The following is a 24,620-nucleotide window of genomic DNA, read 5'->3' as shown; positions in this document are numbered from 1 at the left end:
AAATGAGATATAGTGAAAAACATCAAGTAGAATTTTATGAATGTGATGAAAATGAAAATTTAAAATTACCGGCAATGATTGATTTAATGATGAGCGTTTCCGAACATCAGTTAAGTAGTGGAATTGCAAGTACTAATGCCTTAGCTAAAAAGGGACTTGGCTGGGTGGTAACGCAATATCATATCGAAATTAATCGCTTACCCAAACCAAACGAAGAAATTATTGTCTCGACTGAACCGGTAGGCTATAACCGTTTTTTAGAATATCGAAATTATCTTTTCAGTGATCAAAAAGGAAATGAACTAATTAATGTAGAAAGTGAATGGGTTTTGTTTGATTTACAAAAGCGTAAATTAGTTTCGACTGATCAAGAAATGATGGCCGAAATTGGTATTCCTTTTTTGAAAAAATTGCCACGTTTTCCCCGATTAAGAGTTCAAGCAAAGTATGACAAAAAGCGGCAGTATCGGGTGTGCTATGATGATTTAGATACTAATCATCATATGACCAATGGGCACTATTTTAATTGGTTTATTGATATGTTTGATCGGGAATTTTTAAAGCAGCATGTAGCGAAAGTAATTGACATTAAGTTTAATTTAGAAGTCCGTTATGGTGATCTACCATATTCATGTATAACTACTGTTGATCATGAAACAGAGATTAAGTCATATCATGCAATTAGTGATCAAGATCGAAATGACAAATCAGTTTGTGAAATATTATGGCGCAAGTTATAATATAATTTATGCTTTTTTATAAAAAACTAAATTAAATATGGAAAGAAAGTGCTGTGAATGCCAATAAAAAAAATGCTAAAGATCGAATTGCGCGATTTGATTTTGTTGGGCATTATAGTTGCAATGAAAATTATTCTTGAGCGCTTTACTATTGGAACTAGCTTAGCTCATATTGGACTAGGTTTTATCGGTAGTGTCTTATTAGGTTATATGTTTGGTCCAGTTTGGGGTGCTGCTGGAGGTGGAATTGCTGATTTGGTTTCTTCAGCATTATTTGGCAATCAAGGGGGCTTTTTTATTGGCTTTACACTAAGTGCAATGGTAGGTCCATTTATTTATGGTTTATTCTTTTATCAAAAGCCAGTAAAAATATGGCGAATTGTGGTTGCAGTATTATTAGTTTCAATTATTGTAAACGTTGGTATGAATACCTTATGGCTTCATCTTCTCTATAATGTAGACTATAAGGCAGCATTAGTTCAGCGAGCACCAATGGAAATAATAGTTCCCTGGGTTCAAATGATAGTGGTTTACTTTGTTTTAATGGCAATTTCACGCATCAAGATTAATCGATAATTTGAAAAAGGTAAAGTAGTTAAAAATGAAAATTTTAAGTGTGTCAACCGCAACTAATAATTTAAGTGTAGCCTTAAATCAAGATGATACAATTGTAGTTGAAAAAAATGAAATTGATGAGCGCAATCATAGTGAACATCTTGATCCATTGATTAAAGATATTTTAGAGTCTAATCACTTGGAACTTAAAGATATTGATCGTTTCGCAGTAGCGCTTGGACCAGGATCATATACGGGATTACGTATTGGCGTAACTACAGTAAAAATGTTCGCCAGTATTTTACAAAAAGAAGTGGTTGGAGTTTCAACTCTACAGGCATTAGCGGCAAGTTGTAACGCAACCCAAACTCTTATTGTTGCTGGTCTTGATGCGCGCAATGACAATTTCTTTGCTGGTGCGTATGTAAATGCAGATAAGCAGTTGACTAATATAATTGCTGATGGTCATTATCATATTGATATATTACTAACGAAAATTAAAAATTATTTTGTCGATCATAAACTTAAGCAAGTTATTTTTGTGGGTACAGGTTTTGAAAAACAGGCAGAATTAATTAAAAACATTGATGTACCATACAGTTACGGCTCAATGCAACAAAATCAAATTCATGCGGGTCTTATTGGGCGATTAGCAAATTCTGAAAAAACAGTCGAGCCAGATAAATTATTACCTAATTATCTGCGCCGAACGCAAGCAGAAGTAGACTGGCACAAAAAGACGGGGCAAGATTTCGGCCCAGATAGTAAGTATGTGGAAGAAGTTTAGCCAAGCATTCTATTCAGAGCACGGACTTGCTTTTAAGGCGTTTACCTTTAAAATGAACAACCATTGTTTAAAAATAGTGCCAGCTCAACTAAGTGACCTTTCTAAGATACTTTTACTGGAAAGCAGGGTTTATCATGGCTACTTACCATGGAATAGCACAATTTTTCAAGCTGAATTGTGTAAAAATGACTCGCTCTATTTGCTGGTTTACAAGGAAACAGAGTTAATTGCTTTAGCTGGAATAAGGCTACAAGGTAAGGAAGCGCATATTACTAATTTAGCAGTCGATCCAGCATGGCAAAATCATGGTTTGGGCACATATCTAATCCAACTTTTATCTAAATTTGCTAAAAAGCAGCAATGTTACTTGATTAGTTTAGAAGTTAGGGCAGACAATGAAAGGGCACGTCTGCTTTATGAAAGTTTAGGCTTTCGAGTTAGATTTGTACACGCGAATTATTATCAAGATGTTCAGCAAGATGGTCTGGGCATGATTTTGGAATTAAGGCATTAACAAAGGGAAGGATTTAAATTTGGATAGAAAAAAAGAAGTCCGTATTTTAGCTTATGAAAGTTCCTGTGATGAAACTTCAACTGCAGTAGTTAAAAATGGTTGTGAAGTAGAAAGTATGGTGGTGGCTACTCAAATTAAAAGTCATCAACGCTTTGGTGGCGTTGTTCCTGAAGTTGCTAGTCGACACCATATTGAAGTGATTAGTCAAATCACCACAAAGGCCTTAGAAGAGGCAAAGGTTACTTGGAAGAATATTGATGCGATTGCTGTAACTTATGGACCAGGCTTAGTTGGTGCACTTTTAATTGGCGTCAGTGCTGCCAAGGCAGCTTCAATGGCAACTGGTATCCCTTTGATTGGCGTTGATCATATTATGGGTCATATCATGGCTGCGCAATTAACTGCTAAAATTGATTATCCTGCACTTGCTTTACAAGTTTCTGGTGGACATACTGAAATTGTTTTGTTGAAGGACGCAACCCATTTTGAAATTGTTGGTGATACGCGCGATGATGCTGTAGGCGAAGCATATGATAAAATTGGTCGAGTGCTGGGTGTTAATTATCCCGCCGGTAAGACGATTGATGAGTGGGCGCATCGGGGACAAGATACATTTAACTTTCCGCGAGCTATGATGGAAGATGACAATTACGACTTTTCTTTTTCTGGTCTGAAAAGTGCCTTTATCAATACCTGTCACCATGCAGATCAGCTTCATCAGAGCTTGAATAAGTATGATTTAGCGACTAGTTTTCAAGCAGCAGTAGTTGATGTCTTAGCCAAAAAAACAGTACGCGCAATTAAGCAATATCATCCTAAAACTTTCATTATGGGCGGTGGAGTTGCAGCTAATCGAGGTTTACGTGATCGGCTGAAGATAGAAATTAAGCAACTTCCTTCAAACTTTGACTTGAAAGTTATTCTTCCAGAATTAAAATTGTGTGGTGATAATGCAGCCATGATTGGTGCAGCTGCCTATAACTTATATAACGAAGGAAAGTTTGCTGATTTAGCGCTGAATGCCGATCCTTCACTTGAATTACCTTATGCTGATTAGATTTTGAATTAAAAAAGTTGACCTCTTTATTAAAGAAGTCAACTTTTTTAATATTCACGATAAAAGGCTACTAATGATCCTTGATCGCAGGACATAAAACCACATTTTTGATAAAAGGAACGAGTGTTAGGTTCATCAAGGGTTAATAATAATTTTTGTCTTACATTTTTGTATTTTTTTAAGACTAGTGTTACTAGATGAGAACCGATTCCTTTATGCTGATATTTAGGTTGAATTAATAAATCTTGAATATAAATAATCGAAATACCATCACCGACAACTCGAATTAAGCCAACTAATTGTTGATTATCAAAGGCTGCAATAACATCTAGGGAATTTTCAAGAGCAATTTTTAAAGAGGGCATGTCTACAGTGTATGAAGTCCAACCGACACTTTCATATAAAGATTTTAATGCTGCCAAACTTATATTTTTAGTTACTTGATACTCCATTGACGCTCCTTTCTAATATTAAAGTTAATATTAAATTAAATTTATTATTAACTTTAAAAATTTTCAAGCTCAATCATGATCTTTTCCCATTTCTCATTCGTTTTAGTTAGTTCAGTTTGAATTGCTGCTAAGTCTTCTTGTAAAGGTCCAAGTTTGCTAAAGTCAGTTGCAATTAGCGGATCAGCCATTTCGCTCTGAATTGTTTTCTGTTGTCTTTCTAAATTATCAATTTCAACTTCAATTTCTTCAACCTGTCGCTGTAGTTTACGCTTTTGTGAGTCTTTTACTTTTTGCTCCTGGTAAGATAATTTAGTGGCTTTTTGTGCGTCTTCATTGTCTAGCTTAGGCACAATTTTGGTGGTGTTAAGTTGCTTATTTTTTTATCTAAATAATAAGTGTAATCTCCTTCATAGACTGTTGCCTGTTGAGGATTAACTTCAACAATCTTATTGGCTAATTGATTAATAAAGTAGCGGTCGTGTGAGACAAATAGTAAGGTACCATCGAACTTTTGTAAAGCTTGCTCAAGCACTTCTTTGGCTTCCAAATCTAAATGATTAGTTGGCTCATCCATCAATAAGAAATTACTATGTTCTAAGGACAAAACGGTTAGCGTTAATCTTGCTTTTTGTCCACCAGAAAGTTGTCCGACCGTTTTATCAATATCTTTTGCTGTAAACAAGAAACTAGCCAAAACAGCACGGATATCACGTTCAGGCATAGTTTGGTGGCGATCCCAAATAGTATCCAGCACAGTTTTACTAGAATCCAGCAATTGTAATTCCTGATCATAATAACCAATATCAAGCGATGCTCCGTATTTAATGGAACCCATCTTAGGTCGCAATTTCTTCATAATAGTTTTTAGTAAAGTAGATTTACCTATGCCATTAGGTCCAATAACAGCAATGCGATCGCCTTTATTAACTTGCAGATTAATATTATTAACCATGACCTTATTAGGGTAACCAATTGATAAATCATGCAAGATTAACACCTCTTTACCAGAGGGACGATTACTTTTGAAATTAATTTTGACCTTGTTTTTATGCTTTGGTGGAGTAATGCGCTCGATTTTTTCGAGTTGTTTACGTCTACTTTGGGCTCTTTTAGTAGTTGTGGCGCGAACAAGATTTTTTTGGATAAATTCTTCATCTTTTTTAATTTTTTCTTGCTGCTTTTCGTAAGCCTCTTCTTGCTGACAATCCCTTAATTGACGCTGTTTTACGTAATCGGAGTAATTACCTTTGAAGGCTGTTAATTGGCCAAATTGTAATTCAAAGATTTGGTTGGCCAAATGGTCTAAGAAGTACTGATCATGTGAAACTACTAAAATTGCTCCATTGTAACCTTTAAGGAATGCTTCTAGCCAATCTAACGTATTTAAATCTAAATAGTTAGTTGGCTCATCAAGTAGAAGTAGGGGGGGCTTATGTAAAAGTAGTTTGACTAAGGCTAAGCGGGTCTTTTCTCCACCAGATAGGTTGCTGATAGTTTTAGACCAAGTTTCTTCTGGGAAATTAAAGCCATGTAAAATACTTTTAATATCAGCTTGATAGCTGTAGCCACCTTTTTGCTCAAAATCAAATTGTAATTGATCATATTTTTTTAAAAGTTGACTATCTTGAGGATGTTCAGCTATTTTTTGTTGCATTACTTGCATTTGTTTATTCATTTCGATTAAAGAAGAGAAAACACCGAGTAATTCGTCCCAAATGGTTTTATTTTCATTTAAAGCTTTTTCTTGAGCGATGTAGCCCACTTCAATTGCTTTATTAACAATAAACTCACCGTGTGTAGCTTCTTCTTCACCTGTCATAATTTTTAAAAGAGTAGTTTTACCTACCCCATTTGAGCCCACTAAGCCAATTCTTGCATTTGAATTGATTGAAAAATTGACATTTTTAAATAGTGTAGTAGCTCCAAATTGTTTTTCTAAATCGTGTCCTTGTGCAATTATCATATTTTTCACCTAAAAACTATTTTAGCATATGAAGCGAGTTAAAAGTGACTATGGTCTGTTTCAAAATATAGCAAGATAAATTAATAGTTGATTTTTGAGGCATTGAAAATAATTAGATAAGTAGTGTTTGTTGTGTTAAAATCTAAAAGATTGTGAAAAATATTTGCAACTAACACTAGTTTATAGGTAAAATAATAAATAATTGATGAGTAATTCACAAATGAAATTTGCTAGCATAATTAAGTTGGAGGCTTTGTAATAAATGGAAAAAATAAAAATTCCCACGGCGACAGCAAAAAGACTGCCGCTTTATTATCGATACTTAATCATCTTGAATGAAGCTGGCAAAGAGAAAGTTTCCTCAACTGAATTATCTGAAGCTGTTCAAGTTGATAGTGCATCAATTAGGCGCGATTTTTCGTACTTTGGTGCATTAGGTAAGCGTGGGTATGGATATGATGTAAAAAGCTTACTGACTTTTTTTAAAAAAATATTGAATCAAGATACTTTAACCAATGTGGCTTTGGTAGGAGTTGGTAATTTGGGACATGCTTTGCTTAATTATAATTTTAAGCGAAGTAATAATATTCGAATTTCTTGTGCTTTTGATATAGATCAAAAAATAACAGGCAAAATTTTAAGCGGCGTTCCTGTATATGATATGAGTGAGCTTAAAAAGCAACTGAGTGACCAACAGATAACAATTGCGATTTTAACAGTTCCTTCTAATACAGCTCAAAAAACAGCAGATGAAATGGTTGAAGCAGGTATTAAAGGAATTATGAACTTTACGCCGATCAGACTCTCAGCTCCGAGCGGAATACGAATACAAAATGTTGATTTAGCTACTGAATTGCAAACATTAATTTATTTTTTAGAAAGTGATAAGAAGTAGCCCGCATAAATATTAGGTAGACTTAGTGATTAAAACAAATTAGCACTTTAATTGAAAAAGTGCTAATTTTTTCTTGCATTTTAAACAAAAAGGGGTTATTATCATAATTATAAGTTAGCACTTAGCTAATTTGAGTGCTAATGACTAAAATTAAAGATATTAAATTGAATTTAGGAGGGACAAACGTGTTACAACCAATAGGTGATCGCGTGATCGTAAAAGTTAAAGAAGAAGAAGAAAAAACTGTAGGCGGAATCGTCCTTGCTTCTAATGCTAAACAAAAGCCAACTGAAGGTGAAGTTGTTGCTGTAGGTGCAGGCAGCTATGCTGAAAATGGTAGTAAAATTCCAATGACTGTTGCAGAGGGTGATATTGTGCTCTACGATAAGTACTCAGGCACTGACGTTAATTACGAAGGTGAAAAATACTTAGTCCTTCATGAAAAAGATATTTTGGCAGTTGTTAAGTAATTAAGGAGTAAGAAAAATGGCAAAAGATATTAAATTTTCTGAAGATGCAAGACGTTCTCTATTAAAGGGTGTCGATAAATTAGCTGATACAGTTAAGGCAACAATTGGTCCTAAAGGAAGAAACGTTGTTTTAGAACAATCTTATGGTAATCCTGATATTACTAATGATGGTGTGACCATTGCTAAAGCAATTGAATTAAAAGATCATTATGAAAATATGGGTGCTAAGCTTGTTGCTGAAGCTGCTCAAAAGACTAATGATATTGCTGGTGATGGAACCACAACTGCTGTTGTTTTAACGCAAGCTATTATTCGCGAAGGGATGAAGAATGTTACTGCTGGTGCTAATCCAGTTGGTGTTCGTCGCGGAATTGAAAAGGCTACGAAAGCTGTTGTTGATGAATTACATAAAATTAGTCATACAGTTTCTTCTAAAGAGCAAATTGCTCAAGTTGCTGCTGTTTCATCCGCTTCAAAAGAAGTTGGTGATTTGATTGCTGATGCAATGGAAAAAGTAGGCAATGACGGAGTTATTACCATTGAAGATTCACGTGGTATTGAAACTGAGCTTTCTGTGGTCGAAGGAATGCAATTTGACCGTGGTTACTTGTCACAATACATGGTTACTGACAATGATAAGATGGAAGCTGATTTAGACAACCCATACATTTTAATTACTGACAAAAAGATTTCGAATATTCAAGATGTTTTGCCACTATTACAAGAAATTGTACAACAAGGTAAGTCTTTATTAATTATCGCTGATGATGTTTCAGGTGAAGCTTTACCAACTTTGGTCTTGAATAAGATTCGTGGTACTTTCAATGTCGTTGCTGTTAAGGCACCAGGCTTTGGTGATCGTCGTAAAGAACAATTGCAAGATATTGCGGCTTTAACAGGTGGTACAGTGATTACTGAAGACCTTGGTCTTGAATTAAAAGATACTACACTTGATCAATTAGGCCAAGCACGGCGTATCACAATTACTAAGGACTCAACCACTATTGTTGATGGTGCTGGTTCAGAAGATGCTATTAAGGATCGTGAAGATTCTATTAGAAAACAAATCGCTGAGACTACTTCTGACTTTGATAAACAAAAGTTGCAAGAACGTTTAGCTAAATTAACTGGTGGTGTAGCTGTTATTCATGTTGGTGCTGCTACTGAAACTGAATTAAAAGAGCGTCGCTACCGGATTGAAGATGCGTTAAATTCAACTCGGGCAGCTGTAGATGAAGGCTATGTTGCCGGTGGTGGTACTGCTTTAGTAGATGTTAAGAGTGCTGTTAAGGATTTGAAGGGTGACAGTGTTGATGAACAAACTGGAATTAACATTGTTTTGCGGGCATTGACTGCTCCAGTTCGTCAAATTGCTGAAAATGCCGGTGAAGATGGCTCAGTTATTTTGAATAAACTTGAGAGTCAAGAATTAGAAATTGGCTACAATGCAGCCGATGGCAACTGGGAGAATATGGTTGAATCTGGAATCATTGACCCAACTAAGGTAACTCGTACTGCTTTGCAAAATGCTGCTTCAATTGCTGCTTTATTATTAACAACTGAAGCAGTTGTAGCAGAAATACCTGAAGATAAGCCAGAAGTTGATCCAAATGCGGCTGCTGCTGGTGCACCAGGCATGATGTAATTTTATAACCGATATTTAGAAAGGAACTGTTGGTCGGAACAGTTCCTTTTTGTTATTAGCTAATTATTTTTTACCTTTGACATCAGTTATCCTATGCTCTAATTCGACCGTACAACTTGTCTAGGTAAAGCGATTCAATGTGATCAAAACAGATTGTGTAGGTTCAAGGAAGTGAAATTGACATACATTTATAATGATAAAAGGAAAATGGATAAATGGTTTTGGCGTAGCTTCTAGTTTGCGTTTTGCAATTAGGACCAAAGTTAGCAGTTGCGATTTTTATGCTGTTTAAGCCTTATTGTGTTACTGCTAAAAATGTGACTGGCGTTTATTATGATTAGCGAACGAAAACCCTAAAAATTTATAATCGTTATGGTAAACAAAGCGGTACAAGTATTTGTAATTATGGGGATGCCTTTAAAATTAAAGGAAAGTTTTATGGGGCTATTGCTAAAGGTCAGCTGATTAATCCGAAGGAGTTTTAACCATATTGATAAAACAGTCAGTTGGTGTTATCAGAATAAACCGAGTTACTGAAACCAATTTGACAAAAAATAATGGAATATTTGAGTTTGCTTGGCATCCTAGTGATCGTCATAGGCTTTGCTTTAGGACTAGATACAGTTGCCGTGGTTGTGATTGCAGCTTTGGTTACTGCATTGGTATCAGGAATTGACCTTGTTTCTTTTTTGAAAATTCTGGGGAAAGGTTTTATTGATAACCGCATGGTCTCATTATTTTTCTTAACCTTGCCAACAATTGGTATATCAGAACGCCATGGTCTTAAAACCGCCGCAGTTAATCTGATTCAAAAAATGAAAAATTTAACACCAGGAAGAATTTTTGATATCTATATAGCTATTCGTGAACTTGCTTGTTTATTTGGGATTTCTGTCCAAGGGCAGGTACAATTTATCGCTCCGTTGATCAATCCAATGGCACAAGCTGCAGGCAAAGTTAATGGCGAAATGACAGAATTAGAAGTTGATCAAATTAAAGCAAGAGCTGCTGCCAGTGATAATTTTGGTAATTTCTTTGCACAAAACTTATTTGTTGCTTCATCTAGTGTATTGTTAATTTCTAGTACTATGAAATCATTAGGATATCCAATTAGCACGTCAGCTGTGGTATTAATTACTATTCCGGTTGCTGTGATTTGTTATATTTTATGTTTACTTTACAATCATGCTTTTGACAAAAAAATAAAAAAGGGGAAATAAATGAATATACTAATTAATAATATTTTGTTAGCTTTTTATATTTTAATTGGTTTGTTCTTTTTGGCAGCTGCAGTTGAATCCTGGCGTGATAAAACTAATCTTGCACGTTGGGGAAGGGGGCTTTTTTGGCTTTTATTTGCAATTTTATTTGCAGCTGGTCAATGGATACCTAATGAAATAAATGGTGGAATTTTATTAATTATTGCGCTACTGTCTCTTCTTAAACAAGTTCGAGTTGGTAAAATTAAGGAACTTGATGAAAAAATTGCTAATCAAACAGTTAAGCATATTGGTAATTGGATTTTCTTACCTAGTATTTTATTGGCAATTTTAGCATTAGTGATTGCGCAGTTTACCAAATTAGGTGGACAGGTTGGCATTGGCATTGCTGCTATCGTTTCACTAATTGTAGCGATGGTTTTGACTAAATCAAGTCCAAAAACGGTTTATGAAGATACACAAAGAATGGTTCGTTCGGTAGGCTCAGCTGGAGTGTTACCACAATTACTTGCTACTTTGGGTGTAGTGTTTACTGCTTCAGGTGTAGGTAAAATTACTGCTAAGGCAATTTCGGGTTTATTTCCTGTCGGCAATCACTTATTAGGTGTATGCTTGTACTGTATAGCAATGGCTGTTTTTACAGCGATTATGGGGAATGCTTTTGCAGCATTTGCAGTAATTACTGCTGGTATTGGAATTCCCTTTGTTGTGGCACAAGGCGGTTCACCAGTTGTTGTTGCATCATTAGGAATGACCGCTGGCTATTGTGGTACATTAATGACGCCAATGGCTGCTAATTTTAATACTTTGCCAGTAGCTCTAATGGAGATGCAAGATCCATTAGGAGTAATTAAACAGCAGTTTCCTATTGCCATTAGTATGTTAGTTGTCCACATCGTTTTAATGTATTTCTTAGCTTTTTAATTTTTAGAAAAGAGAAAAACAATGAAAATATTAGTTACCGGTTTTGATCCGTTTGGTGAAGATAAAATTAATCCAGCAATTGAAGCAGTCAAGCTTTTAGATGATGAGATTGCTGGTGCTAAAATCATTAAGTTAGAAATTCCAACTGTTTTTGGCGATTGTGCTCAAGTAGTACGTGAGGCAATTGTCAAAGAAGAGCCTGATTATGTCTTAAATATTGGTCAAGCTGGTGGGCGCTTTGCTCTAACTCCTGAGCGAGTAGCAATTAATTTTGATGATGGGCGAATTGCTGATAATAAAGGCTATCAACCAATTGCCACTGCCATCCATAAAGACGGTCAAAATGCCTATTTTACTCAATTACCTGTTAAGGCAATGGTTAAAGAAATTCGCAAAGCAGGGTTGCCAAGCTATGTTTCGACAACTGCTGGAACCTTTGTCTGTAATCATATTATGTATCAAGTTCAATATATGATTGATAAAGAATTTCCTAATCTTAAAGCAGGTTTCATGCATATTCCGTATTTACCTGAGCAAGTGATTAATCACCCTGAAACACCGAGTCTTAGTTTGCTTGATGATGTGAAGGGAATAACAGCTGCTATTCAAGCAATTGTTCATAGGGATGGCCAGGATGATATTAACAGTATTGAGGGACAGATTTCCTAGTTATGATTCAAGCTTTGAATTTTGGAACATAAATCATAAAAGATTGCCTAATTGCAGTCTTTTTTCTTTTGGCTTATTATTTTAGCGTATAATAAAGATTAATTAACTATAAAGAAGAGGATTAAATGGCTAACGCAAATACAACTCCAATGATGGAGCAATATTATAAAATTAAGAAGCAATATCCCGATGCTTTTCTTTTTTATCGCGTCGGTGATTTTTATGAATTATTTGAAGATGATGCAATTAAAGGAGCTCAAATTTTAGAATTAACTTTAACTCATCGTTCGAATAAAACGGATAATCCAATTCCGATGGCCGGTGTACCGCATGTGGCTGTGAATTCATATGTAGATACGCTAGTAGAAAAGGGTTATAAAGTTGCTTTGTGTGAACAACTAGAGGATCCTAAGGAAGCTAAAGGTATGGTCAAAAGGGGGATTACGCAGTTAGTAACGCCTGGCACGTTAATGAATGATAATCCTAGTGATGCAAAAGAATCTAATTATTTAACTTCAGTTATTTCAAGTAACAATTGCTTTGGACTTGCCTACAGCGATTTGTCTACTGGAGAAATTTTTGCCACCCACTTATTAACTTTTTCGGCAGTTGCCAACGAACTTTTGTCGCTTCGAACTAAGGAAGTAGTTTGTAATTCACATTTAAGTGAAAAAGCAAATGAATTCTTTCATCAGGCTAACATTACTGTGTCTAAACCAGTTACTCTAAGTGAAGAACATGCAGAAATTTCTTTCGCTCAACAAAATTTAACTAATTTGGCAGAAAAAGCAGCAGTTAAACAATTAGTAGGCTATTTATTGCAGACGCAAAAGCGTAGTTTAGCCCACTTACAAGCAGCACAAAGTTATGAAGTTAGTCAATATTTACAAATGTCACATACAGTACGTGAAAATTTGGAAATAACGGCTTCCGCTAAAACTGGTAAAAAGATGGGTTCTCTCTTTTGGGTTCTTGATAAAACTCACACAGCAATGGGTGGTCGTTTACTTAAACAGTGGCTCTCAAGGCCACTCATTGCAACTGATCAGTTGGCTCAGCGTCAAGCAATGGTTCAAGCACTAATTGATGGCTATTTTACTCGAGCTAATATAAGTGATAGTTTAAAGGGCGTATACGATTTAGAACGATTAAGTGGTCGAATCGCCTTTGGTAATGTTAATGCGCGTGAATTATTGCAGCTTGCCACTTCTTTAGAAGCAGTACCAGCAATTTTGACAGCTTTGCAAGCATCTGCCGATGAAACTTTACAAAAATTTGCTCAAAAAATTGATCCTTTGAAGGGAACTGCTAAATTAATAAGTTCCACTCTTGTTGAGCAACCGCCAGTTTTAACTACAGAAGGGGGATTAATTAAATCTGGTGTTGACAGTCAGCTTGACCGTTATCGTGATGCAATGAATAATGGTAAACAGTGGCTGGTGGAGATGGAGCAGAATGAACGGCAAAAGACAGGAATTGAAAATTTAAAAGTTGGTTATAATAAAGTTTTTGGCTATTATATTCAAGTGACTAATTCCAACAAGAAAAAAGTACCACTTGATCGGTATACACGTAAGCAGACGTTAACTAATGCTGAACGTTATATTACACCGGAACTTAAGGAACATGAAAATTTGATTTTAGAAGCGCAGACAAAATCAACTGAGCTGGAGTATAACTTATTTGTTAAGTTACGCGAAGAAATTAAAAAGTATATTAGTGCCTTACAAAAGTTGGCCAGTCAATTAGCTGCGCTTGATGTGTTTTGTTCTTTTGCTCAAATTGCTGAAGAAAATAACTATTGTCGCCCAATTTTTCATTCAAAAAAGCAAGATGTAAAAATAGTCGCAGGAAGGCATCCTGTGGTTGAAAAGGTTCTTAAGGATAATTCTTATATACCTAATGACGTTAATTTGGACCAAGAGACTGATATTTTACTAATAACAGGTCCTAACATGTCTGGTAAAAGTACTTACATGAGACAGTTAGCGCTAATTGCAGTTATGGCGCAAGTTGGTTCTTTTGTACCAGCACAAAGTGCTGAATTACCAATATTTGATCAAATCTTTACCCGTATTGGGGCTGCTGATGATTTAATTTCGGGTCAAAGTACTTTTATGGTTGAGATGACTGAAGCAAATGATGCGCTACAGCATGCAACTAAACGCAGCCTTGTTTTATTTGATGAAATTGGTCGCGGTACTGCAACCTATGATGGGATGGCACTAGCTGGAGCGATTGTCAAATACTTACATGATGAAGTAGGAGCAAAAGTTTTATTTGCCACACATTTTCATGAGTTAACAGCAATGGAACAAACATTAGCGCGGCTAAAGAATATTCATGTTGGTGCAACCCAAGAAAAGGGTCAATTGATTTTTTTGCATAAAATTTTACCTGGGCCGGCAGACCAAAGCTATGGTATTCATGTGGCGCAATTGGCAGGATTACCGCCTAAAGTTTTACGGCAGGCAAGAAAATTATTAAAGCATTTAGAAAATCAAGGTAGTGGTTTGAATACCACAACCCAACTTGATTTATTTAATACACCTGCACCCAGTGCTACTAGTAGCGAAAACAAAGCTGCTCAAACTGAGACTAATGATTTGACAATTAAGGAGCAAGCTATTTTAGCTGAAATTTCTCACTTGTATCTAGCCGAACAAACACCACTACAAGTGATGCAATTAGTTGCAAATTGGCAAAAAGATTTAAAGGATAACGATTAACAATGGTGCAAATTAGTGAGCTACCGGTTAATTTAGCTAACCAAATTGCGGCCGGTGAAGTGATTGAACGTCCAGCAAGTGTAGTGAAGGAATTAGTGGAAAACGCAATTGATGCTGGCAGCAAGCAAATTCAAATTGACTTTGTTGATGCAGGACTTAAAAAAATCACTGTTCAAGATAATGGGAGTGGTATTCCAAGTAATCAACTTGATCTAGCCTTTACTAGGCATGCAACTAGTAAAATTAAAAATGAGCGTGATTTATTTAATGTTGGTACTTTGGGATTTCGAGGTGAGGCTCTAGCCTCAATTGCAGCTGTTAGCCATGTCGAAATATTAACGGATAGTGCTGGTCAAGTTGGGCAACGAGCCGAATTTTCGGCTGGGGTAAAACAGTTGCAAGAAAAAGCCGGGGCAGCAGTGGGTACAAGGATTACAGTTAAAGATTTATTTTATAATACTCCAGCTAGATTAAAATATTTACGGAGTCCACGTACGGAAATTATGAAAATTGTTGACATTATTAATCGCTTAGCTCTGGGGTATCCTCATATTGCTTTTACTTTAAAAAATGAGGGTCGCATTTTACTTAAAACGGTTGGCAACGGAAATTTAAAGCAGACAGCAGCTAACATCTATGGTCGCAACATAGCTGAAAAAATGATTTCATTAGACGAGGCTGACCAGGATTTTGAAATTACGGGTTTAATTTCAAAACCAGAAATAACGCGATCAACCCGTAACTTTATTTCCATTTTATTAAACGGTCGGTATATTAATAATTTCCAAATAGTTAAAGCTGTTCTAGCTGGTTATGGTAATAATTTAACTGATAAGCATTACCCCTTTGCAATTATAAAAATTAAAGTTGATCCTTTATTGGTTGATGTCAACGTCCATCCAACTAAAAGAGAGGTTAGACTGTCTAAAGAAACCCAATTATGCCGTTTAATTACTAAGACAATTAGTCAGAAATTATTGTTAAGCGATGTTCAAGCTAGTGGTAGTGGAAATTTAATTAGTAAGAAAGCAGATACATTAGTTGATCAATTAAAATTCAATTTGAATAAAAATGTAGTCGAAACTAAGCGTGAGACAGCTACAATTGATGAAGTTAATGAAAGTCAACCACTTGAAGTAAGGCACGATGAAGCAATTCAATATGTTGACTTAAATGTACCACGAGAAGATGATTATTATGTTATTACAACAACATGGCTAAAAAATGTTGCAAGGCAAAAGCAACTTAGTCCTTTTCCAAGTAAAAATAAAGCAGCTACTGTTATTTCGATTGGTGATGAAGTCCTCTTAAACAACTTACCAGAATTGAAATTTGTTGGTCAAACTGGTGCCTATATTATTGCAGAAAACAATGATAACTTATATTTGATTGATCAAGTTGCAGCTAGAAGATTAATTTTGTTTACCAAAATAAAACAGGAATTAACTGATCAAAATGTTAATCAGCAAGGATTATTAAGTCCCTTAGTTTTAGAATTTAGTAGTTTGGATTTTATTCAAATTAAGAGTAAGCTAAAGCAAATTAAAGAAATTGGTTTATATTTGGAAGAATTTGGCCAAAACACTTTTATATTGCGCTCCTATCCTACTTGGCTCAAAGAAGACGTTGAAGGTCAAGTCCGTTTAATTTTAGATGAGTATTTAAATGTTGATCAAAATGATACAACTAAATTAATTACAAGAATTGCTGGTAAGCAAGCCCAGCGGCAAATTACCGGACGCCAAAAACTAACGGTTACAGAATGTAATGCAATTTTAACTGCGCTTGGAAAAACAAAGGATCCATACCATGATGCGCAAGGCAATGTGGTGATTATTTGTTGGCACAAATCTGAGTTGCGTAAGATGTTTAAAAAGGATAATTAATAATGTATGAATATTTATTAGGGATAGTTGTGGCAATCAAACCGGATTATTTAGTGGTAGATGTTAATAATATTGGTTATAAAATTTATAGTCCAACACCATTTGCTTATCATGAAGGTCAAAAAACTCGTGTTTTTGTTGAGCAAGTTGTACGTGATACTGGTGTTACTTTATATGGCTTTCAATCTGAAGAAGATAGAGGCCTATTTTTAAAGTTACTGAGTGTTAGTGGTATTGGACCAAAGTCAGCCTTAGCAATTATGGCTGCTGAAGATAGTGATTCATTAGCAGCAGCAATTGAGCAGGGCGAAGTCAAATATTTAACTAGATTTCCAGGTGTTGGCAAAAAAACAGCTTCCCAGATAGTTTTAGACTTGAAGGGGAAATTAGGTGACTATGTTCAACGAATTGATCAAACGGCTGATCAAAATATTTCACCGGAATTAAATGATGCTTTGCTAGCCCTACTTGCTTTAGGTTATACGAAAAAAGAAGTAGACAAGATCACGCCTAAATTGATTGCTGAAAATGAAACAACGGCTGATCAATATATTAAAAAGGGCTTAGCTTTTCTACTAAAGAAGTAATTCTTGCTATAATAAGTTAAAGTATTTAAAGGAAGTGAAACTGGTGGAGGATAAAGAAAATTCAATTGTGTCTGGTAAAAGCCAGGGAATAGAAGAGGAACAGACAGAATTTTCATTACGACCGCAGACCTTAAAAGAATATTTAGGGCAAAATAGAGTAAAGAAAGAATTAGCCGTATATATAGAGGCTGCCAAAAAGCGGGATGAAGCTCTCGACCATGTTTTGCTATACGGTCCACCAGGATTAGGTAAAACGACACTCGCCTTTGTGATTGCTAATGAATTAGGGGTTAATTTAAAAAGTACTAGTGGACCAGCAATTGAAAAAGCCGGTGACTTAGTTGCTTTATTGACAGACCTTGACCCAGGGGATATTTTATTTATTGATGAAATTCATCGCTTAGCCAAGCCAATCGAAGAAGTGCTTTACTCAGCAATGGAAGATTATTATGTCGATATTGTTATAGGTGAAGGACAAACAACTCATGCCGTGCATGTACCGTTACCACCCTTTACTTTAGTGGGAGCAACTACTTTAGCGGGACAGTTGTCTGCTCCTTTGCGTGATCGATTTGGAATTGTTGAGCATTTGCAATATTACAGCATAAGTGAACTTGAAAAAATAATTTCCCGATCTAGTAGCGTTTTTAAGATTGAAATTGCTGCTCAGGCAGCTCATGAATTAGCTAGACGTTCAAGAGGCACGCCTAGAGTAGCTAACCGTTTACTTCGAAGAGTGAGGGATTTTGCGCAAGTAAAAGGTGAACAAATAATTTCTTTTACTACCACGACAAATTCTTTAAAGCAATTGCAAGTTGATGATGAAGGGCTTAATCAAACGGATCGTAAAATCTTAAGGGTCATGATTGAAAATTACCATGGCGGTCCTGTGGGAATTAGAACCTTGGCTGCTAATACAGGAGAAGATGTTGAAACAATTCAGTCCTTATATGAGCCATATTTGTTGCAACAGGGCTTTTTATTAATGACACCAAGAGGTCGTGTTGTGACAGAGAAAGCATATCTTCAATTAGGCTTGCCGCTTCCAAACGAGTAGTGCAATTGGCACATATTTTCTGTATAATTAAGTGGTAATATTTTTAATAATGAGGTGTAAAAGTGAATACTTTATTTTTGGCAGCTAATAATGGTATAGGCAATATGGGAACAATTATAGCGTTTATAGTTCTTATTGCGTTAATGTATTTTATGATGATTAAGCCGCAGAAAAAGCAGCAACAGAAAAAAGCAGAAATGATGAATCAATTAAAAAAGGGTGATAGTGTAATTTTAATTGATGGCCTCCATGGTAAAATTGATTCTGTTAATACTAAAGATAACACGGTTATTATTGATGCTGATGGCATTTATTTAACTTTTAGTAGAATGGCAGTACAACAAATTTTGCCAGTTAATTCTTCAGACAATGAAAATTCAATAAATGAAAGTGAACCAAGTGAAGGTGAATCAGAAAAAATATCTGCAGCTAGTGAAGATATTTCAGAAAAATCGCCAGCAGATGATTCTTCTACTAAAGAATAAATTAAATAAAAGTGCCGTTTTTGGCACTTTTTATTTTACCCAATTATTATAAAATAGATCTAACAGAAGTATTGTATTTGGAAAGGATTTCCTATGAAAAATATCCCAGTTATTATGATTATTTTTGGTGGTAGTGGAGATTTAGCACATCGTAAACTTTATCCTGCTTTATTTAATTTATATGAGCAAGGTCTAATTCATGACAATTTTGCTATTATCGGAACAGCAAGACGACCATGGTCGCATGAATATCTGCGTGAACAAGTAAAAGATGCAGTACATGAAATGAATACTGAAGTTAATGAAAATAATTTAGCTAACTTTGTTAATCATTTTTACTATCAAGCCCATGATGTTACGAATATTGAACATTATGTGACACTAAAGAATTTAGCAGAAGAGCTTGATGGCTATTATAGTGCCCAAGGTAACCGTATATTTTATATGGCGATGGCACCGCGCTTTTTTGGGACAATTGCGGAACACATTAACGATCAAAACTTAACTGGCAATGGTTTTAACCGAATTGTTGTTGAAAAGCCATTTGGTCATGATTTAACCTCTGCCAAAGAGCTTAATCGACAAATAACAGCATCTTTTGCTGAAGATGATATCTTTCGAATAGATCACTATTTAGGTAAAGAAATGATTCAAAATATTTTACCGATGCGCTTAACTAATCCCTTAATTAATAATATTTGGAATAGTGAAACAATTAAAAATATTCAAATAACTTTAGCAGAACGTCTGGGTGTTGAGGCTCGTGGTGGCTATTATGATACATCGGGAGCACTCAGAGATATGGTGCAAAATCATATTTTTCAAATTATTACTTTGCTGGCAATGCCTGAACCTAAAGCTTTAACTGCTAAGTGCATTCATGAAGCCAAAGGTGAATTACTTAATAGCTTAATTATTCCAAATGAAAATGAAATTGCAGCGCATTTTGTACGTGGTCAATATCTTGGTAGTGATATGACTTTTGGCTATTGTCAAGAACCGAATGTTGCTGCAGATTCGAATACAGAAACCTTTGTAGCTGGCGAAGTTAAATTTGCTGCTGGCCCACTAGTAGGAACACCAATTTACTTTAGAACAGGTAAAGAGATGCGGGAAAAGAAAACTCAAATAGATATTGTTTTAAAGCAAAAATCTAATATATATGGTCAAGCACATTCCAATATTATTACTATTGTTGTTGATCCCGAAATGCAAGTGTATATTACAATTAATGGTAAAAAAATTGATGCTTTAGGGATCCGTCGGCAAAATTTAATTTATCAATTTTCTAGTTCAGAGCAAAAAGAGATTCCAGATGGTTATGAGCGCCTTTTGCATGATGTATTTGTAAATGATTCTACTAATTTTACTCATTGGAGCGAACTAAAAAATTATTGGAAGTTCATTGATGCAATAGAATCTGCCTGGGCAAAAGAAAATGAAACTGGACAAAAACCAGAGCAGTATTTGCCATATCGGATGGGGCCAAAAGCGGCTGAGCAAATTTTTGACTTGCCAACTGAGCATTGGATTTATGAATAGTGTCGTGACGGCTGAATTATTACCTAAAAATGATACCCATCGCCGGATAATTCACCTTGATATGGATGCCTTCTATGCCTCAATAGAGATGAGGGATAATCCTATTTTAAAGAATAAGGCCTTAGTTATTGGGCAAGACCCTCGTCAAAATAATGGGCATGGTGTTGTAGCTACGGCTAATTATATTGCCCGAAAGTTTGGTGTCCATTCAGCAATGCCTTCAATTAAGGCATTGCAGTTAATACCAGCTGAAAAATTAGTTTTTTTGCAGCCGGATTTTGAAAAATATCATAGAGTATCGGCTGAAATTCACGAGCTGATGTATGAAATTACTGATATGGTTCAGTCAATTGCATGGGATGAAGCATATTTAGATGTAACTAAAAATAAGTTGGGTTTGACATCAACAGTTGAAATTGCAGTCAAATTACAGACAAAAATAGTTCAAGAACTCGGATTAACTTGTTCCTTTGGAGCTACTTATAATAAGTTTTTGGCAAAAATGGGATCAGAATATGCAAAGCCTTTCGGGCGCACAGTCATTTTACCAGGTGAAGCAAAAGAATTTCTAGCTAGACAAAAGCTTACCAACTTTTATGGTATTGGTCCCAAAACGCAAGCAAAATTAGCTGAAATGGGTATCTATACTGGAAAAGATTTGCAACAAACGAACGTACGAACTCTAATCAAGTATTTTAACAAGCTGGGTTATCTAATGGCTGCTCATGCTAATGGAATTGATCCATCTAGAGTAGTTCCTGATGATGAACAGAAGCGTAAGTCAATTGGAATTGAACGTACATATGAACCTTGTATTTATGATCAACAAACGGCTTTGACCAAATTACGTAATTACACTGTAACTTTAAGTAGAAAATTAGAAAAAAGTGATCTCTATGCTCATACTTTAGTTTTGAAAATTCGTAATAATGAATTTCAAACTATTACCAAAAGACAAAAATTAGCTCATGCAAGCAGAAATTCATTTGAATTTTATGATGTTGCTAAAGAATTATTTATGCCACTTGCTAATTCATTTTTAAGTTCAGGCATCAGATTATTGGGGATAACCGTGACCGATTTTTCTAAAGCGGATTTTACAAATATTGATTTAGACTTATTTTCGGATTAATTACATTTTCTGGTAAACTAACTAAAGTACTGAATGAAGGATTAAAGGAGAAATTATGAATACCTTTCCAAAAATATATGAAAAAATCAAGCAATATTCTACTATTATTTTGCACCGCCATACTAGTCCAGATCCGGATGCCTTAGGATCACAAGCTGGATTAGCCAGATCTTTAAAACTTAAGTTTCCTGATAAGCGGATTCTATGCGCAGGAGAAAATGATGAGGGTGACTTGATTTGGATCAATGAGATGGATAAAGTAACTGCTAGTGATTATCAAGGTGCGTTAGTAATTACTACAGACACAGCTAATACAGCTAGAATTGCTAATAAACTATATGATCAGGGTGATTTTTTAATAAAAATTGACCATCATCCAGATGTTGAACCTTATGCCGATTTAAGTTTTGTTGATGATGAAGCACCAGCTGCTTCAGAAATAGTGGCAGATTTTATTATTGCTCAAAATTTACCGCTTACTAAAGAAGTTGCCTATCCTTTATATGCTGGTATTGTAGGTGATACTGGTCGTTTTATGTATCCTGAAACTTCGACACATACTTTTTTAGTGGTAGCTAAATTAGCTGCAACTGGTATCAATATTAATGAAATTGCCCGTAATATTAGTGATGTTACCTTTGCCCAAGCTAAGCTACAGGCTGAAGTATTAGAATATATGAAAGTTGATGCAAGTGGTGCTGCATATGCAATTTTAACCCAAGAAACCTTGACTAAATTGGGGATTGATTTTAATGCAGCCTCATGTACAGTCTCAACACCAGGGCGAATTAAGGACATTATTGCTTGGAATGTTTTTGTAGAAAAACCTGATAAAACATTTAGAGTACATTACCGTTCAAAAGGCCCAGTTATTAATGAACTTGCAGCTAAACACGATGGTGGTGGTCATGCTTTAGCTAGTGGAGCCAATGCTAAGGATATGGTTGAAGTAAAGCAAATTTTTGCTGAACTGGTACAAGTAACTAAGGAATACCGAAAAACACATGAATAATATTTTTAAAAGTAATCGCATTAAACCCAAAATTCAAAACGGACTAAGTAATATTAACTTTGCCGAGCCAACAAAAGTGCAAGAAAAAGTAATCCCTGTTTTGCTAGAACACAAAAATGCAGTCGTACAAGCTGTTACTGGATCAGGAAAAACCCATGCTTTCTTAATTCCAATTTTAAATGAAATTGACGAAAGCTTAGGCTATACGCAAGCTGTTTTAACTGCTCCAAGTAGAGAATTGGCGGATCAATTATATCAGGTGGTACGTCAATTGCGTGATGCTGCTGAACTTAACATATCAATTGCTCATATAGCTGGTGGGACGGACCGTGAGCGACAATTAAAAAAAATTGGCAGTAAAAGACCACAAATTGTGATAGCAACTCCAGGAAGATTATATGATTTTGTGGAAAAGAAAATTTTATTTTTAGACTATGTAAGAAATTTTGTGATTGATGAAGCAGATATGACGTTAGATATGGGATTTTTGAATGATATTGATTTTATTGTACAAAAATTACCTAAAAATACTACAATTGCTGCTTTTTCAGCTACTATCCCAGTTAAATTAACTAATTTTTTGCAAAAATATATGTCAAAACCGAAACAAATCGTAATTGATAATCCAGCAGTGATTGCGCCAACAATTAAGAATGATTTAATTGATATTGGTGCTAAAAGTCGAAAGAAAATTTTATATCAATTATTGACGATGGGGCAACCATATTTAGCTTTAGTTTTTGCCAATACGAAGCAAAAGGTTGATGAATTAACTACATATTTACAACAAGAAGGCCTAGGGGTCGCTAAAATTCATGGTGGGATTACTGAACGTGAAAGAAAGAGAACCATTAGGGATGTAGAAGCAGGAAAATACCAGTATGTCGTTGCTTCTGATTTAGCAGCGCGAGGACTGGACATTGCAGGCGTTAGTCTAGTAATCAATTATGAAATTCCTCGTGATTTAGAATTTGTTGTGCACCGCATAGGTAGAACGGGACGTAATGGGCTATCAGGGCATGCAGTAACCTTAATTCGGGAAGAGGAACTAAATCGCATTACTGGATTAGAAAAATCTGGAATTCACTTTGATTTTGTTGAAATAAAAAATGGCGAGCTAGTTGCACGTAAACATCACAATCATCGAGAAAGTTTAAATTTTGCTGCACATAAAGTTGATAGTAGGATTAAAGGTTATGTGAAGAAGGTAAAGCATAAGCGTAAACCTGGGTATAAGAAAAAAATTAAGCAAGCAATTAAGGAAGATAAGATTCAAAAAAGTAAAATTGAGCAACGACATAAAATTCGTAAAGCAAAAGCTCAACGCAAAAAAAGACGCGATAAATAATAAACAGGCAAAGTTAAATTTTAACTTTGCCTGTTTTAATTGTCATAATACGAATATTTTATTAGATTTATTTATGGTTATATTAGTTAATATCTACTTATTTATCAAGTTTTAAATTACACATATTTTTTAATAAAAAAATATTGTATATTTGACTATTTATTGATATATTTGTTTTGCAAAATAATAAAAGGTGGTAAATACAGTTGATAACAGTAAAAGCAGAACATATTTTGCAAAATAAACTTTCAAACAATATCGTGCACAGATATACAGTTATCAGTTTTTGTGCAGATGCCAATATAAATAGAGGAGTATTTTATCATTATTATAGAAATATTAGTGATTTGTTTATCTCAGTTCTATCTTTACAAATAAGAAGAGCACTTAGAAGTGTGAGCAACGAGACGATAGAAAAACTGTTTTATCAGATGCTAATTAAAATTCGTGATAATAAGCTTTTCTATCTAAATATGCTAATGATTACAAAAGAGCCGCGAGAGTTCTATTCAACCTTACGCAAAGAAATTGCTCATGCGATTGAACTTTATATGCGACCGAGAGGATCATTTTCAGTAAGACAAGTTGAAGTTATATCAAACGGGATTTATGCAATTATTTTCAATTGGATATTAAATGATTGTAAACCTGATATTCGTGATGTCTACCAATCAATCAATTTACTATTAGAGCACTTAGAAAGTAATACCAAGACATTAAAAAAATAAATGCAATTTTTTTAAAAAAGGGTTGCAAAAACCAAAAAAGGTTGCTAATATAAATAACTGTCGTCAGGGCAAAGCCAGTAAGGCAAAGGCAAGGCGGCAAAAAAGATATAAAAAACCAGTTGACAAAAGCGACTGAGTTTAGTAATATAAAAAGCGCTGTTGTTTAAAGAAGCGGCAGCGCGGGTCAGAAAAAAGTTCTTGACAGAGTCGAGAGCATCTGATA

The 24,620-nt window shown here is 35.1% G+C and carries 22 protein-coding genes and 1 pseudogene; 21 read left to right on the top strand and 2 right to left on the bottom strand.

Annotated features, from left to right (window positions below):
- Positions 1-2 precede the first annotated feature (2 nt).
- Genes F5ESL0237_RS05485 through tsaD form a run of 5 tightly spaced genes read left to right on the top strand, consistent with a single transcriptional unit; the run spans position 3 to position 3,653 of the window.
- A complete protein-coding gene (locus F5ESL0237_RS05485) occupies positions 3-740 on the top strand; it encodes an acyl-[acyl-carrier-protein] thioesterase (RefSeq protein WP_122024862.1) in 738 nt (245 codons plus the stop codon).
- Between the two features lie 57 nt (positions 741-797).
- Positions 798-1,316 (top strand): folate family ECF transporter S component, encoded by a 519-nt coding sequence (locus F5ESL0237_RS05480; RefSeq protein ID WP_122022072.1) that lies wholly within the window; start codon positions 798-800, stop codon positions 1,314-1,316.
- A gap of 25 nt (positions 1,317-1,341) precedes the next feature.
- Positions 1,342-2,082, top strand: coding sequence for a tRNA (adenosine(37)-N6)-threonylcarbamoyltransferase complex dimerization subunit type 1 TsaB (tsaB, locus tag F5ESL0237_RS05475; RefSeq protein WP_122022071.1), 741 nt, complete (start codon positions 1,342-1,344; stop codon positions 2,080-2,082).
- Between the two features lie 52 nt (positions 2,083-2,134).
- Positions 2,135-2,596, top strand: a complete 462-nt coding sequence (gene rimI / locus F5ESL0237_RS05470) for a ribosomal protein S18-alanine N-acetyltransferase (RefSeq protein ID WP_158592430.1) — start codon at positions 2,135-2,137, stop codon at positions 2,594-2,596.
- A 19-nt stretch (positions 2,597-2,615) separates the two neighbouring features.
- On the top strand, positions 2,616-3,653 hold the full coding sequence (gene tsaD, locus F5ESL0237_RS05465) for a tRNA (adenosine(37)-N6)-threonylcarbamoyltransferase complex transferase subunit TsaD (protein ID WP_122024860.1): 1,038 nt from the start codon (positions 2,616-2,618) through the stop codon (positions 3,651-3,653).
- 47 nt (positions 3,654-3,700) lie between these two features.
- Here tsaD and F5ESL0237_RS05460 read toward each other — a convergent pair whose 3' ends face one another.
- Positions 3,701-4,105 carry a GNAT family N-acetyltransferase gene (locus F5ESL0237_RS05460; RefSeq protein ID WP_090093853.1) on the bottom strand — a complete coding sequence of 135 codons (405 nt, stop codon included), beginning with the start codon at positions 4,103-4,105 and terminating at the stop codon, positions 3,701-3,703.
- A 53-nt stretch (positions 4,106-4,158) separates the two neighbouring features.
- Positions 4,159-6,068, bottom strand: a pseudogene (locus F5ESL0237_RS05455) (ABC-F family ATP-binding cassette domain-containing protein).
- Between the two features lie 262 nt (positions 6,069-6,330).
- Between F5ESL0237_RS05455 and F5ESL0237_RS05450 the strand changes: the two are divergent.
- The 16 genes from F5ESL0237_RS05450 (at position 6,331) to F5ESL0237_RS08355 (ending at position 24,397) form a co-directional block, all read left to right on the top strand.
- The gene (locus F5ESL0237_RS05450; RefSeq protein WP_090093857.1) at positions 6,331-6,963 is read left to right on the top strand and encodes a redox-sensing transcriptional repressor Rex; all 633 of its coding nucleotides are present in this window, start codon (positions 6,331-6,333) and stop codon (positions 6,961-6,963) included.
- A gap of 185 nt (positions 6,964-7,148) precedes the next feature.
- Positions 7,149-7,433 carry a co-chaperone GroES gene (gene groES / locus F5ESL0237_RS05445; protein WP_090093860.1) on the top strand — a complete coding sequence of 95 codons (285 nt, stop codon included), beginning with the start codon at positions 7,149-7,151 and terminating at the stop codon, positions 7,431-7,433.
- Between the two features lie 16 nt (positions 7,434-7,449).
- Positions 7,450-9,078, top strand: a complete 1,629-nt coding sequence (gene groL / locus F5ESL0237_RS05440) for a chaperonin GroEL (protein ID WP_122022067.1) — start codon at positions 7,450-7,452, stop codon at positions 9,076-9,078.
- 557 nt (positions 9,079-9,635) lie between these two features.
- Positions 9,636-10,298: a 5-oxoproline transporter, DUF969 family subunit gene (locus F5ESL0237_RS05435; RefSeq protein ID WP_122024859.1), complete on the top strand. Its 663-nt coding sequence runs from the start codon at positions 9,636-9,638 to the stop codon at positions 10,296-10,298.
- Positions 10,299-11,222, top strand: coding sequence for a DUF979 domain-containing protein (locus F5ESL0237_RS05430; protein WP_122024858.1), 924 nt, complete (start codon positions 10,299-10,301; stop codon positions 11,220-11,222).
- Between the two features lie 21 nt (positions 11,223-11,243).
- Positions 11,244-11,891: a pyroglutamyl-peptidase I gene (gene pcp / locus F5ESL0237_RS05425; RefSeq protein ID WP_122022065.1), complete on the top strand. Its 648-nt coding sequence runs from the start codon at positions 11,244-11,246 to the stop codon at positions 11,889-11,891.
- Between the two features lie 149 nt (positions 11,892-12,040).
- A complete protein-coding gene (gene mutS, locus F5ESL0237_RS05420; RefSeq protein ID WP_122024880.1) occupies positions 12,041-14,620 on the top strand; it encodes a DNA mismatch repair protein MutS in 2,580 nt (859 codons plus the stop codon).
- A 2-nt stretch (positions 14,621-14,622) separates the two neighbouring features.
- Positions 14,623-16,506, top strand: coding sequence for a DNA mismatch repair endonuclease MutL (gene mutL / locus F5ESL0237_RS05415; protein WP_122022064.1), 1,884 nt, complete (start codon positions 14,623-14,625; stop codon positions 16,504-16,506).
- Positions 16,507-16,508: 2 nt separating this feature from the next.
- On the top strand, positions 16,509-17,093 hold the full coding sequence (gene ruvA / locus F5ESL0237_RS05410; protein ID WP_122022063.1) for a Holliday junction branch migration protein RuvA: 585 nt from the start codon (positions 16,509-16,511) through the stop codon (positions 17,091-17,093).
- A 43-nt stretch (positions 17,094-17,136) separates the two neighbouring features.
- Positions 17,137-18,150: a Holliday junction branch migration DNA helicase RuvB gene (ruvB, locus tag F5ESL0237_RS05405; protein ID WP_122024857.1), complete on the top strand. Its 1,014-nt coding sequence runs from the start codon at positions 17,137-17,139 to the stop codon at positions 18,148-18,150.
- Positions 18,151-18,212: 62 nt separating this feature from the next.
- On the top strand, positions 18,213-18,635 hold the full coding sequence (gene yajC / locus F5ESL0237_RS05400) for a preprotein translocase subunit YajC (protein WP_122024856.1): 423 nt from the start codon (positions 18,213-18,215) through the stop codon (positions 18,633-18,635).
- Between the two features lie 93 nt (positions 18,636-18,728).
- Positions 18,729-20,177, top strand: coding sequence for a glucose-6-phosphate dehydrogenase (zwf, locus tag F5ESL0237_RS05395; protein WP_122024855.1), 1,449 nt, complete (start codon positions 18,729-18,731; stop codon positions 20,175-20,177).
- Positions 20,170-21,309: a DNA polymerase IV gene (gene dinB / locus F5ESL0237_RS05390; RefSeq protein ID WP_233551658.1), complete on the top strand. Its 1,140-nt coding sequence runs from the start codon at positions 20,170-20,172 to the stop codon at positions 21,307-21,309. Before zwf ends, dinB begins: the two co-directional genes overlap by 8 nt.
- Positions 21,310-21,364: 55 nt before the next feature.
- Positions 21,365-22,321 (top strand): bifunctional oligoribonuclease/PAP phosphatase NrnA, encoded by a 957-nt coding sequence (locus tag F5ESL0237_RS05385; protein ID WP_122024854.1) that lies wholly within the window; start codon positions 21,365-21,367, stop codon positions 22,319-22,321.
- Positions 22,314-23,669 (top strand): DEAD/DEAH box helicase, encoded by a 1,356-nt coding sequence (locus F5ESL0237_RS05380; protein ID WP_122024853.1) that lies wholly within the window; start codon positions 22,314-22,316, stop codon positions 23,667-23,669. Before F5ESL0237_RS05385 ends, F5ESL0237_RS05380 begins: the two co-directional genes overlap by 8 nt.
- 395 nt (positions 23,670-24,064) lie before the next feature.
- Complete coding sequence (locus F5ESL0237_RS08355) at positions 24,065-24,397, top strand: TetR-like C-terminal domain-containing protein (protein ID WP_147440987.1); 333 nt, start codon at positions 24,065-24,067, stop codon at positions 24,395-24,397.
- The last annotated feature ends 223 nt before the right edge of the window (positions 24,398-24,620 follow it).

It is taken from the genome of Lactobacillus sp. ESL0237, from assembly GCF_003692985.1.
GTDB classification, from domain to species: Bacteria; Bacillota; Bacilli; order Lactobacillales; family Lactobacillaceae; genus Lactobacillus; species Lactobacillus bombicola.
Note: the sequence above shows the minus strand (reverse complement) of the source record. Positions and strands in the feature narration are given on the sequence as shown.